Source organism: Pseudomonas sp. NCHU5216 (genome assembly GCF_052156495.1).
Classification (GTDB): Bacteria; Pseudomonadota; Gammaproteobacteria; order Pseudomonadales; family Pseudomonadaceae; genus Aquipseudomonas.
The window spans coordinates 253,299-269,856 of sequence record NZ_JBQLIX010000003.1; the positions used below are offsets into that span (position 1 = coordinate 253,299).

The window sequence follows — 16,558 nt, forward strand, 5'->3', positions numbered from 1 at the left end:
TCCCATGCGCTCTCTGAACCTGCATCTGAAAGTCCTGATCACCCTGCTGGTGACCCTGGGCGTTCTGATTACGGCATACCAAATCTTCATTCTCGGCATCCCGGTTACCCAGGATGAAACCGATGACCTGTGGAACATCGACGCCAAGGTCGAATTCCAGGCCAACCCGCGCGAGCCGGTGAAGTTGCAGATGTTCGTGCCGCCGCTGAGCCAGGATTACGTCAGCCTCAACGAGAGCTTCATCTCCAACAATTACGGGGTCAGCGTCAACCGTGTCGACGGCAACCGCCGCGTGACCTGGTCGGCCCGCCGCGCCAGCGGCAAGCAGACGCTGTATTACCGCCTGGTGCTGACCAAGCGCTACAGCGGCGAACAGACTCAGGCCAAAGGCCCCATCTTCCGTGACAGCATGGTGGTCGAAGGCCCCGAGAAGATCGCTGCCGAAGCCCTGCTGGCGCCGATCCGCCAGCACTCGGCGGACGTCGAGACCTTCATCAGCGAGACCATCAAACGCGTCAACAACAGCAACGACGACAACGTCAAGCTGCTACTCGGCGGCGACGCCTCCACCGCCAACAAGGCCAAGGTGGTCGACCTGCTGCTGTCCATCGCCCACGTGCCGATGGAGCGCGTGCACACCATTCGCCTGCAGGCCGAGGTGGCTCAGTCGCCAGAGCTGTGGCTGCGCAGCTTCAACGGCCAGAAGTGGCTGTATTTCAACCCGGAAACCGGCGAGCAGGGCCTGCCGGCCGACCGACTGGTGTGGTGGACCGGCGACGACGACCTGATCAACCTCGAGGGCGGCAAGCAGGTGCAGGTCAGCTTCAGCCTGAACAACAGCGAGATGAATGCCATCCGCCTGGCCAAGCTGACCGACGAGAACACCGACGCCAGCTTCCTCGAATACTCGCTCTACGGCCTGCCACTGCAGACCCAGCAGACCTTCATGATCATGGTGATGATCCCCATTGGCGTGCTGGTCATCCTCATCCTGCGTAACCTCGGCGGCCTGCAGACCCTCGGTACCTTCACCCCGGTGCTGATCGCCCTGGCCTTCCGTGAAACCCAACTGGGCTTCGGCATCTTCCTGTTCACCGTGATCACCGCGCTAGGCCTGTCGCTACGCTCCTATCTGGAGCACCTCAAGCTGCAGATGCTGCCGCGCCTGTCGGTGGTGTTGACCTTCGTCGTGGTGCTGATCGCCGCCATCAGCCTGTTCAGCCACAAGCTGGGCCTGGAGCGCGGACTGTCGGTGGCGCTGTTCCCGATGGTGATTCTGACCATGACCATCGAGCGCCTGTCGATCACCTGGGAAGAGCGCGGCGGTAGCCATGCCTTCAAGGTCGCTATCGGCACCCTGTTCGCCGCAACCCTGGCGCACCTGCTGATGAACGTCCCGGAACTGGTGTACTTCGTCTTCACCTTCCCGGCCATCCTGCTGATCCTGGTGGGCTTCATGCTGGCGATGGGACGCTACCGCGGCTACCGCCTGACCGAACTGTTCCGCTTCAAAGCCTTCCTCAAGGACTAAGACCATGTTCGGCCTGATCAAGACGTGGAAGGCCCTTGAAGCCAAGGGCATCATGGGCATCAACCGACGCAATGCGGACTACGTGCTGAAGTACAACAAACGGCACCTGTACCCCATCGTCGACGACAAGATCATCACCAAGGAGCGGGCCATCGAGGCCGGCATCGACGTGCCGGAACTGTACGGCATCATCGAAACCGAGAAAGGCATCGACAAGCTCGACGAGATCATCGCCGGGCGCAACGACTTCGTCATCAAGCCGGCGCAGGGTGCCGGCGGTGACGGCATCATGGTGATCGCCGATCGTTTCGAGGATCGCTTCAAGACGGTTTCCGGCAAGATCGTCAGCCACGAGGAGCTGGAACAGCAGATTTCCAGCATCCTCTCCGGCCTGTACTCCCTTGGCGGGCACCGCGACCGCGCGCTGATCGAGTACCGCGTGACCCCGGATACCATCTTCAAGAGCATCAGCTACGAAGGTGTACCGGACATCCGCATCATCGTGCTGATGGGCTACCCGGTGATGGCCATGCTGCGTCTGCCCACCCGGCAGTCCAACGGCAAGGCCAACCTGCACCAGGGCGCCATCGGTGTCGGCGTGGATCTGGCCACCGGCGTCACCCTGCGCGGCACCTGGCTGAACAACAAGATCAGCAAGCACCCGGACACCACCAATGCGGTGGACGGCGTGCAACTGCCGAACTGGGACGGGTTCATGCGGCTCGCCGCTGGCTGCTATGAGCTGTGTGGCCTGGGCTACATCGGCGTGGACATGGTGCTGGATCAGGACAAGGGCCCGCTGATTCTCGAGCTCAACGCCCGCCCCGGCCTGAACATCCAGATCGCCAACGACTGCGGCCTGACCAAGCGCACCCACGCCGTCGAAGCGCACCTGGAAGAACTGAAAGCCAAGGGCATTCAAGAGAACGCCGAGGAGCGCGTGCGCTTCTCCCAGGAGCTGTTCGGCAACATCGCGATCAAGCAGGACGATTGAACGCAGCGCGGGTTGCGCCTCACACGAGCCCGTAACCCGCGTAGCCCGGATGCAATCCGGGCGTCCTGCCCTCCCCTCTGCGCCTAACGCACGATGGCCAGCTCGAACTCACCTTCGTCGCCATGGGCATGTCGCTGCATGCCCGCCTCGTCCACGGCCAGCGCCTGCAGAGGCCGTTTGAACGGCTTGTTGTCGAGGGTTTGCAGGCTGCGGTCTTCATCCGTGGTGAGCAGCAGCACGTAGCGCTCGCCCTGCTCGGCGCGCACCTTGACCGTGCCCTCGATGAAGGCATAGCGGTACCAGGTTTCCGGATGAAGCTGGTACACCGCATCACTGACCAGCCGCGTCGGTCGCTTGGCCTCATCGAGAAACAACAGTGAGGGATACACCACCTGGCGATTGGCGAAACTGCGTACGCGCAGACCGTAGGTCTGGCGCGATGCAGGCAGGCTCAAGGCCGCGTAATAGCTGCGCCCCATGGGAAAGTCGAAGCTCGGTGAATAGCGGCTCAGCTCTTCGTAACGTGGTTCATCGGCAGACAAGGGGGTGAAATCACTCTCGCGCATCTGCCCGCAACAAAGTTGCAACAACTCGGTGTACAGGCCATCACCACGCGTCTCGCTGCCCTCCAGCAGCGCCTGCATCGCCGCACTAGGCTGGCCATCGAGCATCGGCAGCTTGCTCGCCACAGGCTCGAACTTTACCTGCCGTCCTTCGCTGTAATGCACGGCCTGCGCCCCGCTCGGCTTGTTCTGCCGACCGGGCGCCAACACCGGCGAGTTGTGCATCTGCCCCTTCTCATCGACCCAGGTGTAGTAACGGCTGTCGGACTGGCTACGAGCGAAACCACGCCCCTCCAGCTCATCGGCGTCGATGTAGTCACCGACCCGCTCTCCCGTACCCAGCAACTGGTCACGCTCCCCGCCTTCGCGGTTGCGCTCGCCCAGATAGAAGCCGTTGTGCAACTGGCCACCGCTGTCGACCCAGGTGTAGTAACGCCGCTTGCTCTCGCCCGTGTCCGGCGCACTGCCCGGCCATTTGCCGCTCTCGCCCAGGCGCGCCTGATCGCTGAGTTCGGCACGACGTTGCGCGCTGCGCTGCTGCTCGGCGAAGCGTTCGTCGACGAAGGTGTTGTGCACCCGACCGAGGTCATCCACCCAGGTCAGGTAACGGCTGGCCGCCAATGAAGGTAGGCAAGCCAGCAACAGCCAGGCCAACAGCAGCAGGCGCATGATGTCAGAACCTCGTGGTGTAACTGAGGGAGAAGATATAGGCCTTCACCGTCGTCTCGATGTTGAGCCCGGCATAAGGGTTATAGACAAGCTTGTCCAGACCTTCACAGTTAGCGTTACAGCTACTGCCCGCCGGGATGCTCTGCTTGGAGACGAAGTAGTTGAAACCGGCTTCGATGGTGGTGTCCTTGTCCCAGCGATAAGCGAAACCGAGCCCGTAGAGATCGGCATCGCCCACCGGGGCCAGCACATCGGCTTTGTCCTTGGGAATCGCCGAAGGGCGGTACTCGTAGCCGGCACGCAGGGCTAGGCGGTCGTTGAGCTCATACTGCACGCCGACGCCCCAGCTCCAGGTGTCGCGATAACCGCGATCGAGGATGATGCTACGGTTGGTCGCGTACTCACTGCTGAAGGTCTTGGCGATGCGCAGGATATCCAACTCTCGATCGAACTCGATCTCGAAATTGTTCCAGTCGCTGTAACCGACCCAACGCAGGTCGAAGTTGAACTGCCACTTGTCGAAGGGCCGCACCTTGATGCCGGTGCTGAAGGAGTCCGGATAAGTCAATTTGAGCGAGGCATTACCGCTCTCCTCTTGCGCTCCATAGGGAAACAATGGGCTGAAGATGGCACCGAACAACGAGCCCTGCAAACCGCTCCAGAAGCCTGCCCAGTCCTTGGAGTACTCGATGCGATACTTGCCCTGCAGATGCATCCGCGCTTCGCTCTGGTAGGTCGCGCCCCAAGCGAACCAGTCGGTGGGCTCCCAGAGAATACCGAGGTTATAGGTGGGTGACAGGCTCTGCTGCAGATCGAGTTGGAGGTTGGCCAGGGAGTCGAATGGCCCGATCCTGCCACCACAGACGTTGAAGAATGCTCCCAAAAGCTCCTGCAAACCGGGTTGACATAACGCCCTATTCAGTTCTTGGGTCAGCCCGGTGAGCAAGCTAGGGTTACGGAAATCCTGATTGAGCGCCATGGCCTGGTGCGAGAAGCCGATCGATAGCCCCAGCGACAGCTCGTCGTTGACCTGATAGGCCAGCGATGGCGAGAAGTAGGTTATGCGCTGCAGGGACACCTGACGGCCCTGGAAGCGTCCCGGATCGCTGTCGGAATCCCGCGAATAGCCCAGCGCCATGGGCGCATAGACGTTGGTGGCGAAGGTGAACTTGGAACCCGGCGGGTTGATCGAAAGCCCCGCCAGCGGTGCCGCCAGCAGCGGCATTTCGGTCATGCCCCCCAGGCCTGGCAGGTACATGGCCGGCGTCGTGGTACGGGTGCTGGAGTTCTTGTACGGATCGTCGTCGTAACCAAAGAAATTGTAGCCTTCACGCGGATCGAACTTGGCGCGGATGTCCATGACGCCGCTGATCATCTTCAGCGTAGTCATCCGCCCCTTGAGTTTGGTCAAGGCCGCCGGGTTGTAATGCACTGCGTCGATGCCAGTCGAGTCGGCCGTCACGGCATTACCCATGGCCATGGCTTTGGGGTTGCCGATGGTGAGGTTATTGGCCAGTTGCGCCTGCGCCGGCAGCCACCAGCCAAGCGTCAGGCCCGCCAACAGCAAGGGCTGCAGCATTGCACGAGAATTCATGAGAGTCGTACTCGCTGCTTATTGAGGCTTCAGACCCTTGATGTCCAAGGGCAAGGAAAATCCGAGCAGGACATCGGGGGAGTCTTCGGTCATACCGAAGCCGGCGTTGATGTTGACGATACGATCCGGCGAGGTACGCAAACCAAGAGAGAAGTTCATCACCGCGCTGGTCTGCTCGGTACCCTCGAACTTGGCATCCTCAAATGTGAAGGTCGGCGCCAGGTTATGCGACATCTGGAACGAGGTGGCCAGGGATACATCGTAGGACAGGGCATAGGCGAAGCCCATGCTGAGCGCCAGGCTGGATCCCGGATCGACCGAACGCAACAGGCGCCCGCCGCGCACCTGGTCGACGTTGCGCACCGGCATGTTGTAGGTGTAACCGAGCGAGCCGAACAGCACCACCGGGTCGACCACATAGGACAGGTTGGCGCCGAAGCCCAGGTTGTAATAGCCATTACCGGTAGACAGACCGCTGTCCACCTTGACGTCGTATGGGCTGTCCCCCGTGGGCAGGCCGAGCGTAGCGAACAGGGTGGTGACCGGCTTGCCCCGCTCCGACGACCAGGGCTGCCAACGCAGACTGAGCGACAGGTCGCCCAGGCTGTTGGTATTGATGTCGCGCTCGGTGTCGTACTTGGCGACGAAGGGCACGCGCATGCTGAACGTCAGATTGTCCCAGACGCCGTAGTCGAAGGTGAAGGAGTTGGTGAAGGTGTGCTGCGCCTCGCTCTGGCCGACGACACTGAACACGTTGTTACCGGTACGCACCGTCTGGATTTGCGTGTCGCGCAGCAACGAATAATCGAAACCGTAGGTCAGGGTACGTTCACCCTTTTTGAGCAGGGTGTAGCTCTTTTCCGCCGCCTGGAATACTTGCTCCAGCGCCTTGGCGCTGTCGGCGTCATCCTCTTTCTTGGTCAACGCCTCACGCGCGTCGTCAACCGTGGTCTGCTCCGCAAACACCTGCTGCGTCTGTGCAGCGACCAGTAGCACGAATGCCAGCCGCGCATATACCGAAAATCCCATGACGCTGCTCCCAGATCGTTATTGTTATGCCGGGTAAATCACTTGCGGCGGATGTACTGAATGTCCCCTCCCGAGCCCAACTGGTCGGCTTGGTTGGTGGTGAACTTGGCCATTTGCGGAAACTCGCGAAAGGCCAGCAGGCTGATGGTGCGATCATCGATGATGCGGAGATCGCGCTCACTCAGAGCCAGCGCATTGGGCGGCTCGTTACCGCTGGGAAAGATCACGAACAAGACGTTCTGATCCCAGATTTCCTCGAAGCGCACCCGGGTGAAACTGATGTTGCCCAGAGCCGGGTCGGCCACGAAAACATGATCGTTATAGACGTCACGTACCACCACGAAATGCTTGAAGCCCGCATAGTGGATTGGCACGATGGCCGGATTTTCCAGGGATTCCAGGTCACTGAAGGAAGCACGAAAGCCACCGCTCTTGTAACCCAGCGCCGTCACGAAACGCTTCATGTCGAGCAAGGAAAAGCCGCGGCGTTCGACGATCTTTTCCGCTTCGCCGAAACGCAGCAAACCTTCCATCACCTGGCGCTCCTGCAGGTTGCGCCCCAGGAAATAGTCGAGCACCGTGGTCAAGGCAGCGGAACCACAGCTGTAGTCGTAGGCTTGGCGGGTAACGTTGCGAAACTGCAGCTGGCTCATCGGTTCCAGCACCACCGATTCACGCTGCACGGGATTCAGGGCGGCCTGGCCGATATTGACGGTGCCGGCGGGTGGCGGCTTGGTGTCGACAGCCTCGGTAAAACCGAACAGGCCGATCAGGCTGCCCACGAGGATTTCGATCATCTTGCTTTCCGACGACTACCAGACAGAAGTGGCGACCTGAGCCACGCCTTGCACTCAGGTCGCCGTATACCATTCAAGCAGAGATCAATGACCCCAGACCTTGACGGTAGAACCAGCCATGTTGAGGTTGTTGATGGCGAGGCCACCGATGGTGCTGTCGCCAACCTTCACCGCACCAACGCTGACCTGACCATTGATGGTCGGCAGGCCGATCTGCAGCTTGTTGTCAGCCACGTCGATGGTCAGCGGCGCGTTGTCGTCGATGTTGAAGCCCGACAGGGTGACGGTATTCAGGCTCAGGGTGTTGCTGCCGTCGGTCACGTTGTCGTCGGTATCGGTGTACACGACGGAGCCGATGGTGGCGTTGAAGTTACCGGAGATGCTGATGCCTGCCTGACCGGTGACGTCTGCCAGGGCAGAATCATCCAGCGCTTTCAGGTCAGCATGGGCGGCGAAGGGGAGCGCCACGACGGCAACGGCAAGAGCGATTTTTTTCAGGGTCATCATTGTTGTTATCTCCACAGTTCAAATGGGGGTTCCCCGGGCTCTGCCGGTGACGTCCTGTCACGAGCAGCCTGACCGGCAGATGCCGGTCTCCAGACCTGTCACGACTTCCCTAGGTGTGCCAGGCTTGGACTCTCGAAGCACATTGCGCTTCGCGATGGCTACAAGCTACTAACCAGCCGACGCCCTGCCAGCCCATCCAACGAATGGCGCGAAGGCTTTGCCGCGCGCCTTACGGAACTCAGGCCTCACTGAGCAGCCCCAGGCTTTTGCCCTTGAGCACGGCCTGAGTCCGGCTGCGCACCCCGAGCTTGGCAAACAGATTGTGCAGGTGCCACTTGATGGTGGCTTCCGACAGGTGCACGGCCTGGGCGATATCACGATTCGACAATCCAGCCGCCACGAGCCGCAGGATCTCTCGCTCGCGCGGGCTAATATCTTGATTTTCCTCGAAATCATGAGGATCTACAGCCAGGCGACGACACTGCTCACGCATCAATTCAGGCACCTGCGACCAGGCGGCGGCCCGCTTGGGTAGCGCCTCGCTCCAGGCGTCCCACAGAGGCAGCAGCCACAGGGCTTCGTCCTGGAACAAGCGACGGTAACCGCACTGCCAGGCTTCTTCCAGCGTGTTGCCGAACAGCTCGAAAGCCTTGTCGCTGTTACCTTTTCGCCAGTACGCAACAGAAAGTAACAGCGCCAGACGCAAGCGCCGATCGCGCTGATGCTCGGCGTCCTGCTTGGCCAGACAGTTTTCCAGGCTCACCAGAGCCTTTTCCACACGCCGCTCGAACAGGGCCAGGCGGGCTTCGGCCAGCGCCCAGGCAGTGTGCGCATCACCATAACGCTCGATGGGCAAGGGGGCGATATGCCGCTCCATCTGCAACAGAATGCGCTGTGCCTCGTTGGGTCGACGCAACCACAGCAGGAACTGCACCTTGCACCCCATGACGATGGCAAACACTCGCTCGTAACCGATTCCTTGCAAGCCACCGAGCCATTCATCCAGTTGCGCCAGACCCTGCTCGGCCTCCCCTGCGAAGAAACGCGCCCGAGCCATCACCAACTGACCACGGCTGATCAGCTCGACCGGCGTCGCCACATCGCGCCAGGTCGTGGCCAGGGGCAGTTCGGCGAGGATGGCGGCATGCCGATCCTGCTCGTACAGCAGGTCGGCATAGGCCAGGGCGAGCGGTCCACCGACCCGGCTGCGGCGCCCGAACACCTGATCGACCCGTGCTCTGGCACGTTCGGCCAGGGCACATCCGCGCTCGAGCTCACCATGCTCCTTGCAGATCAGCGCCTCGATCAGGCTGGACATCACGTGTAAATATTCGCTTTCGCACTGGCGCAGGTTGTCGCGCACCACGGCGATGGCCTTGGCCGCCTCACCGAATTCGCCCAGCAAGGCGAGTGCCGCCGCCTGCACGCACGCCAGGCTGGCCCGAAAGACCGGCTGATTCTGCGGAACCAGCGCCAGCCAGTGGCCAGCGACCTTGAGGCAAGCCTCGAGCTTGTCCTGGTAGAGCAGCACCAGCGCCTTGAGCACCTGGGCAGCGGCGAGCAGTTCGAGCAGGCCGAAGTGCATGCCCTGGCCACGGCCCTGGGTCAGGCGCACGCTGACCTCCTCGATCAGGGCCTCGGATTCGGCGAATTTCTGCTCGAACGCCAACTGCCAGGCATAGAAGATCTGGAACACCGGCTGCTCGCTGATCACCAACGGTGGAATGTCCTTGAGAATGGCGAGGATGCCGTACACCCGGTTGCTGGCGATCAGTTTCGCGCCCTGGCGCTCCAGTAGCTCGGCGGCAAATGCGTAATCGCGCGCGCGCAAGGCATATTTGATGGATTTGTCGGCCAGGTCGTGGCTTTCGCACCAGCGTGCCGCTGCGTGCAGCAGATGCGCCGGGTCGCCCCGCTTGACCAGGCGCCCCTGGAGAAAATCGCTGAACAAGTGATGGTAGCGGAACCACTCGCCCTGTTCGTCCAACGGGATGACGAACAACTGCTCGCTCTGCAGACGCTGCAGCATCTCCTCGCCATCCTGACGACCGGTCAGGGCATTGCACAGCTCGGCGTTGAACTCATCGAGCATGGAGGTCTGGTCGAGAAACAACTGCAGGCCTTCCGGCAGTCTGGCCACCACGTCTTCGGCCAGGTAGTCGGCGATATCCCGCTCGGCACCGGACAGCCCGGCGAGGAAAGCGCTGCGATCGAGTTGCCGGGGCAAAGCCAGCGCCGCCAGATGCAATGCAGTGATCCACCCCTCGGTGCGATCATGTATCTGATCCAGTTCCTCTTCGCCAAGATCCAGCCGCTTGACCTCACGAAAATAGGCGGCTGTCTCCGTGCGATTCAAGCGCAGGTCATCGGCCAGCAGCCAGAAGGTACCGCTCTCGAGCATGGGTTTGCCGTCGAGAAAGCCAGGCTGGTAGCGGGTACTGACCACTATGTGTACATGCTCGGGCAGGCGTTCGAGCAGGTAGCGCGCCCGTTCCGCCAAGGCGGGATAACGCAGGCGGTGGAAGTCATCGAGCATCACGTAGAGGTCATGGTCGATGGCCTTGAGATCCTCGGCAAAGGCATCGAGCACGGCCAGCAGGTTCCAGTTCAGGTCGCCTTGCAGCAGGCGTGACGCACTGTTGCCGACATTCGGACAGACGGCCTCGATGGAAGCGATCAGGTACTGCAGCAAACGCGGCGGCTCACTGTCCACCTCATCGCATGAGAGCCAGGAAACATGGGCATTTTCGGCCTGCAGGCGCTGGCGAAACTGGCTCAACACGGTGCTCTTGCCAAAACCGGCTGGGGCACTGAGCACCAGCAGGCGCTGATTACGCGCGGCCATCAGGCGCTCGAGCAACGCCTCTCGCTCGAGCAGTGGAGCCCCTTCGGCATGCGGAGGGTGCAGCTTGGTTCGCAACAGGGCGAAGGTTTGCAGGCTCGATGAAAGTTGTTCGGTCATGGTTCGAGTAGGCTCAGTTCACGGGCGCGACGGATGGCTTGGGTACGGTTACGCACCTTGAGCTTTTCATAGATGTTGTGCAGGTGCCATTTGACGGTACCGAGCGCCAGCGCCAATTGCTGACCGATTTCGTCATTGGACAAGCCCTTGGCTGCCAGGCAGACCACCTCGCGCTCACGCTCGGTCAGCCCTTCCTCCAGCATGTCCATGGCCTGTTGCGCCTCGCGCCCAGGCCAGATGCCCAGAAGACTGCGCAGAAAACCCTGCAGGGCCGGTTGACGCTCGGCCGCTTCCAATTGCTGCAGTAACTGACGAATAGCCTCGCCCTCCTCGATGAACACGCTGCGCGCCCCTTCGCGCTCGGCGCAGATCAGGCATTGCACCAGCAGGCTCTGGGCCCGCTCCTGATAGCCCAGGCGCTGGTAACTCAGCGCAGCCAACAGATCCAGGCGCATGCGCTGCAGATCATGCAGGCCTTTTTGCAACTGGGTACGCAGTTGCGCCAGCTCGTGCAGGGCTTCACTGTAATGGCCGCGGGCCTGCTGCAGACGGATGCGCGTCAGCCCTAGCACCCACAGCACTGGGTTGAGGGCGCGCGACTGATAGGGCTCGGCCAGCTTGTTCCAGTCCACGCTCTTGAGCCGTTGCTCAGCGCGTTTGCAGCGATCGACCTGGGGTTCCTGCAGGATCAACGCAATCTCTTCGCCTACCGCCTGCACGTAAAAACGCCAGGACTGATTGCGGGCCGCCAGGTTCTGCATCAACACCAGGGTGGCGCTGGCCTCCTTGCTCGCCCCCTGCATGCGCTGCACCCGGGCCAGGCAGAGCATGGCCTGGGCATAGAGATCGATGGGGTTGATCACGTCGATGGTGGCGAGCGCCCAGCGCAGGCGCTCCTGCAGCCCGTCGAAACGCCCCTGCCGGTAATCGATCAGGGACTCGGTGATGGTCGGCAGCACCAGCGCCCGCGAGCGCTGGTCGAACCAGCCGGTGAAACGCTCACGCAACTGCTGGAAGAGCAGTTGCGCCTGTTTCAGACCGCCCTGCTCCAGGCACAACAGCACCTCGACGTTGCTCAGTTGCATGTCGAGATAGTGGCCTTCGAGGAAATGATTGCGCTGTTGCGCCAAGGCCAGCAGGCGCCTTGCCGGCTCGGCCTGACCCAGCATCACCAGCGCCAGGGCACCGACGATGAGAATGGCCACCTCGAGAAAGGCCGTGTGTTGCCCCAACTGCGCCTCGATACGTCGCGCCAGAAGCACGCAGGTGTCCAGGTCATCCTTCTGCAGGGCGATCACCGCCTTGATCGCCAGGGTGGCCAGCAAGCGCTCGCTCAATGGCCCGCTGTCACGCGTCGCGCCCCACCGCTCGAGCAATTCGTCGAGCAGACGGTAGGCTTCGCCTAGGCTCAGATCGGTGGCACGCGTCCAGACATCGGCCAGTACCAGCACCGGAAAGCGGCTCGCCACCTCGTCAGGCACCTGCTTACGCCACCGGTAGAGCAGGCCGAGCTGCCCGCGGTTGATCAGTTCCAGGCCGCAGCCGTCGAGCAAGGCCGCGAGCATTTCCGGGTCTTCGGCCAGGCTGGCATGCTCGATGGCCAGGTTCTGCATGTGATGGTTGGTGAACCACAGGCTGGCATTGAAGTGCAGTTGGCGAAAACGCTCGGGATCTCGTTCACGCAGGCGAGCGCGCAGGAACTCGGCGAACAGGTTATGGAAGCGATACCACTGCCGCTCACGGTCGAGCGGCAGCAGGAAGAGCTGCATCGCCTCCAGCTCTTCCAGCAGTTGCTGGCCATCCTGACGTCCCGTCAGGGTATTGGCCAGATCGCCGCTGAGCTGCCGTGCCACGCCCAGCGCCAGGAGCTGTTCCTGACGCTCTGCCGGCAATTGCTCGAACACCGTATGCAGCAGGTAGTCGCCGACGGCATGCTGATCGCTGCCCAGCTCGAGCAAGGAGGCCACGGGTTGTGGCTGGTTACGCAGCCACAGGCTGGCCAGATGCACGCCGATCATCCAGCCTTCGGTATGCGCGTAGAGCGACTTGAGTGCAGCGCAGTCCAGGTGCACGCCGGCATGCTCGAGGTACTGACTCATTTCTTCGGGGCTCAGACGCAGTTCGTCCGCCCCCAGTTCGAGCAATAGCCCCTTGGCACGCAGTGTCGCCAGATTGAGCGCCGGTAACGAACGACTGCCGGCAGCGAGCATGAAACTGGCAGGCGCCAGTTTGACCATGCGGTTGAGGGCTGCCAGCAGGTCGCTGTCCTGAATCAGATGCAGGTCATCGAGCACCAGCAGCATGGGGGTCTGCACCCGCGCCAGGTCGCTCAGCAAAAGCTCCATGGCCGCTGCCACTGGCACACCCATCGGATTGCACAGATAACCGAGTGCATCCCGGCCCAAGCCTGGCACGACCTGACCGAGGGCATCGATCAAGTGCTGGAAAAAACGCGACGGATCATCGTCATCGCAACCCAGCGACAGCCATACCACTTGCACACCCTGCTCCTGGCGGCGAGCGGCAAAGTCAACCAGCGCAGTGGTCTTACCAAAGCCGGCAGGGGCACAAAACAACACCAGGCGGACATGGGGATTGGCCGCAAGGGCTGCATCGACCCGTGGTCGTGCCATATAGAAACCAGTGGCTGCCTGGGGCGGCGAAAGTTTCGAGCGCAGCAGGCCTCCAGTGGCTGGATCCTGTACTTCATCCATAGCCTGAACCCCTTCGTCGTTATTATTCTGGAGCAAAAAATCAGCGCGTCGCGGCCTCATACTAAACAGCCATCAGCGCTCAAGTAAACTGCTGGCAGACGCTCTAGGATGAATGTTGTCGGCACATTACAATCGCCACTTCGACTCATCCGACAGGCCCTCATGCTCACCTGCCAAGTTCATGCCTTGCCCTACCAGCCCGATCCCAGCGGCTATTTTCAGCGTCTGCGCCAGGCACCGGGTGCCGTACTGCTAGATGCTGGTCGACCGCTGGCGACTCGCGGACGCTATGACCTAATGAGCGCCTGGCCATTGGCAGAACTGGCGCCCATTGCCGACGAATCGGCCAAGGCCTTTCTTCAGCGCCTGCGTCAGGCACTGCATGAACTGGGTCGGGCCCAGCTTCCCGAACACCTCGAACTCCCCTTTGCCGGCGGGCTGATCGGTTATCTGGCTTACGACTTCGGCAGACGCCTGGAGCACTTACCCAGCATAGCCGAGGATGATCTGCAGCTACCCGATGCAAGCCTTGGCCTGTACGCCTGGACGCTGATCAGCGACCATCTGCTGGGCACCAGCCAGCTCGTCTTCCACCCCAGCCTGCCAGGCGACGAACGGCAGCGCCTGCTGACCCTGTTCAACGCGCCAACCGCCCCCGAGCCGGCACCATTTCGTCTCCTGCAGCCGTTTCGTGGCGATCTCGCAGCACGCGATTACCAGGCCGCCATCGAACGTATTCAGGCCTATATCCTGGCCGGCGACTGCTATCAGGTGAACTATACGCAGCGTTTCCAGGCCACTTATGAAGGCGATCCCTGGGGCGCCTACCTGGCCTTGCGCCAGGCCTGCCCAACACCTTTCGCAGGTTTCCAGAGCCTGAGCGGCGGCGGCGCGATTCTCAGCCTGTCGCCCGAACGCTTCCTCAGAGTCAGCCAGGGCCAGGTGGAAACCCGCCCGATCAAGGGCACCCGCCCGCGAGCGAAAGACCTTGCCGAAGATCGCGCGCACGCCGATGAGCTGCTGGCCAGCGGCAAGGATCGGGCGGAGAACCTGATGATCGTCGATTTGCTGCGCAACGACCTGGGACGTAGCTGCCGCATCGGCTCGGTGCAGGTGCCGGAGCTGTTCGCGCTGGAAAGCTACCCCAACGTGCATCACCTGGTCAGCAGCATCACCGGCACGCTGGCCGCCGGCAAGGACGCACTGGATCTGATTGCCGGCGGCTTTCCCGGCGGTTCCATCACCGGCGCACCGAAAATCCGCGCCATGCAGATCATCGAAGAGCTGGAACCGACCCGTCGCAGCCTCTATTGCGGTTCGCTGCTCTATCTGGATGTGCGTGGCGAGATGGACAGTTCAATCGCCATTCGCAGCCTGCTGGCCAAGGATGGCCGCATCAGTTGCTGGGGCGGTGGCGGCATCGTCGCCGACTCGCACTGGCAGGCCGAATACCAGGAATCGATCACCAAGGTGAAGGTGCTGCTACAAACGCTCGAAGGCCTGTAAGCCACTGCAGACGACCCGCTTAGCAGGCGGTTGAAAAACGACCTGCATTGCCTCGCCTAGATTTTTCAGCGGCCTGTTACAGCTCGAGCTTGCGATTCGAGGCCTTGAGGAACTCCTGCTTCAGATCCTCGTAGGTATGCACTGCCGGGAACTGCGGAAACTCGCGAATCACGTTGTCCGGTGCATGGAACAGGATGCCGGCATGGGCTTCGCTGAGCATGCTGGTGTCGTTGTACGAATCACCGGCAGCGATCACACGGTAGTAGAGGCTCTTGAAGGCGATCACCGACTGGCGCTTGGGATCCTTCTGGCGCAATTGATAGCTCACCACACGATCGTTCTCGTCGGTGATCAGGCGGTGACACAGCAGGGTCGGGAAGCCCAGTTGACGCATCAACGGCTGGGAAAACTCGTAGAAGGTGTCGGAAAGGATCACCACCTGGAAACGCTCGCGCAACCAGTCGACAAACGCCACTGCACCATCCAGCGGCTCGAGGGTGGCGATCACGTCCTGGATGTCCTTCAGCTTCAAACCGTGCTCATCAAGGATGCGCAGGCGCTGCTGCATCAGCACGTCATAGTCGGGGATGTCACGGGTGGTCGCCTTGAGCGACTCGATGCCGGTTTTTTCCGCGAAGGCAATCCAGATTTCCGGTACCAGTACGCCTTCCAGGTCGAGACATGCGATTTCCACAGGACACTCCTCGTTGAGACCAGCCAAGAGGCGGCACTCTAGCGGCTCACCCGAAGCGGCGCAACGCAGCCTCTTATAACTACTACAAAGGTCTTGCGCAGTCTTCGTTATTTAGCTGCATAACCAGCCTTTGCTAAGATCGCGCCTCTCACGCACTACGATCTGGAATCCTCAGCATGCAACTCGATCTGGACGCGCTCAACGCCGAGTACGGCAAGCAACCGGAAAAGCTGGTGCAATGGGCCATCGGCCTGGGCAAACCGGCCATCTGCACCACCAACTTCCGCCCCTTCGAGGCGGTCATCCTGCACATGGTCAGCCAGGTCAAACCGGACATTCCGGTGGTCTGGATGGACAATGGCTACAACACCGAGGCCACCTACCGCTTCGCCGACGAGGTGACGCGCAAGCTGGGCCTCAACCTGATCACCTATCTGCCCAAGCGCTCGCGCGCCCACCGCGAGGCGCTGGAAGGCCCGGTACCGGCCCTGGACGACCCGCGCCATGCCGCCTTCACCGAAGAGGTGAAACTGGAGCCCTTCACCCGTGCCCTGCGCGAGATGAATCCCGGCGTCTGGTTCACCGCCCTGCGCGCCACCGATACTGCCGTGCGTGCACAGATGGAGCCCATCAGCATCAACCCGGATGGTCTGATCAAGGTCGCCCCGCTGCTGCACTGGACGTCCAAGGATCTTTATCAGTATCTGGTAGCCCATGACCTGCCGAACGAGTTCGATTATTTCGACCCGACCAAGGGCGAAGACAACCGTGAGTGCGGGCTGCACCTGAGCCACTGACCACCACCTCGCAACGAAAAATGGCGCCTGTGACGGCGCCATTTTTTCAGGTTTTTCGCGGAATCTCGGGAAAGTCAGTCTTGATACCGGACTGGCAAATTTGTGTGTGGTCTCGTTGTCTTGGTTGGTGTTCTGGACGCCGCTTCGGTGTGTTCGGAAACTCCTTGTTTCGCCCCCTCGGGCGACTCACTTTTCTTTGAA

General features: G+C 61.4%; 13 protein-coding genes. 5 read left to right on the top strand and 8 right to left on the bottom strand.

Annotated elements, in window-relative coordinates:
* Positions 1–4: 4 nt before the first annotated feature.
* Positions 5–1,531, top strand: a complete 1,527-nt coding sequence (gene rloB, locus ACSVIK_RS04295; RefSeq protein WP_442443130.1) for an osmotic stress tolerance membrane protein RloB — start codon at positions 5–7, stop codon at positions 1,529–1,531.
* A gap of 4 nt (positions 1,532–1,535) precedes the next feature.
* The gene (locus ACSVIK_RS04300) at positions 1,536–2,525 is read left to right on the top strand and encodes an alpha-L-glutamate ligase-like protein RloC (RefSeq protein ID WP_442443131.1); all 990 of its coding nucleotides are present in this window, start codon (positions 1,536–1,538) and stop codon (positions 2,523–2,525) included.
* Between the two features lie 83 nt (positions 2,526–2,608).
* Here ACSVIK_RS04300 and ACSVIK_RS04305 read toward each other — a convergent pair whose 3' ends face one another.
* The 7 genes from ACSVIK_RS04305 to ACSVIK_RS04335 form a co-directional block, all read right to left on the bottom strand.
* Positions 2,609–3,757 (bottom strand): MalM family protein, encoded by a 1,149-nt coding sequence (locus tag ACSVIK_RS04305; RefSeq protein WP_442443132.1) that lies wholly within the window; start codon positions 3,755–3,757, stop codon positions 2,609–2,611.
* Between the two features lie 4 nt (positions 3,758–3,761).
* Positions 3,762–5,351, bottom strand: a complete 1,590-nt coding sequence (locus ACSVIK_RS04310) for an outer membrane protein transport protein (RefSeq protein ID WP_442443133.1) — start codon at positions 5,349–5,351, stop codon at positions 3,762–3,764.
* Positions 5,352–5,369: 18 nt separating this feature from the next.
* Positions 5,370–6,380 carry a transporter gene (locus ACSVIK_RS04315; protein ID WP_442443134.1) on the bottom strand — a complete coding sequence of 337 codons (1,011 nt, stop codon included), beginning with the start codon at positions 6,378–6,380 and terminating at the stop codon, positions 5,370–5,372.
* Between the two features lie 38 nt (positions 6,381–6,418).
* On the bottom strand, positions 6,419–7,177 hold the full coding sequence (locus ACSVIK_RS04320) for a C39 family peptidase (protein ID WP_442443135.1): 759 nt from the start codon (positions 7,175–7,177) through the stop codon (positions 6,419–6,421).
* Positions 7,178–7,261: 84 nt separating this feature from the next.
* Positions 7,262–7,684, bottom strand: coding sequence for a DUF6160 family protein (locus ACSVIK_RS04325; RefSeq protein WP_442443136.1), 423 nt, complete (start codon positions 7,682–7,684; stop codon positions 7,262–7,264).
* Positions 7,685–7,922: 238 nt separating this feature from the next.
* Positions 7,923–10,646, bottom strand: a complete 2,724-nt coding sequence (locus ACSVIK_RS04330; protein ID WP_442443137.1) for a LuxR C-terminal-related transcriptional regulator — start codon at positions 10,644–10,646, stop codon at positions 7,923–7,925.
* On the bottom strand, positions 10,643–13,225 hold the full coding sequence (locus tag ACSVIK_RS04335; protein ID WP_442443148.1) for a LuxR C-terminal-related transcriptional regulator: 2,583 nt from the start codon (positions 13,223–13,225) through the stop codon (positions 10,643–10,645). Before ACSVIK_RS04335 ends, ACSVIK_RS04330 begins: the two co-directional genes overlap by 4 nt.
* Here ACSVIK_RS04335 and ACSVIK_RS04340 point away from each other — a divergent pair.
* Both ACSVIK_RS04340 and pabB read left to right on the top strand, forming a co-directional pair.
* Positions 13,142–13,447: a hypothetical protein gene (locus ACSVIK_RS04340; RefSeq protein ID WP_442443149.1), complete on the top strand. Its 306-nt coding sequence runs from the start codon at positions 13,142–13,144 to the stop codon at positions 13,445–13,447. The two genes, ACSVIK_RS04335 and ACSVIK_RS04340, sit on opposite strands and share 84 nt — an antisense overlap.
* Before the next feature lie 75 nt (positions 13,448–13,522).
* Entirely contained in the window at positions 13,523–14,866 is a 1,344-nt protein-coding gene (pabB, locus tag ACSVIK_RS04345; RefSeq protein WP_442443138.1) for an aminodeoxychorismate synthase component I, read from the top strand.
* Positions 14,867–14,942: 76 nt separating this feature from the next.
* Here the strand turns inward: pabB and thrH are convergent, their stop codons facing one another.
* A complete protein-coding gene (thrH, locus tag ACSVIK_RS04350; RefSeq protein ID WP_442443139.1) occupies positions 14,943–15,560 on the bottom strand; it encodes a bifunctional phosphoserine phosphatase/homoserine phosphotransferase ThrH in 618 nt (205 codons plus the stop codon).
* A gap of 176 nt (positions 15,561–15,736) precedes the next feature.
* Between thrH and ACSVIK_RS04355 the strand changes: the two genes are divergently transcribed.
* Entirely contained in the window at positions 15,737–16,357 is a 621-nt protein-coding gene (locus tag ACSVIK_RS04355; protein ID WP_277374532.1) for a phosphoadenosine phosphosulfate reductase domain-containing protein, read from the top strand.
* Positions 16,358–16,558: the final 201 nt, after the last annotated feature.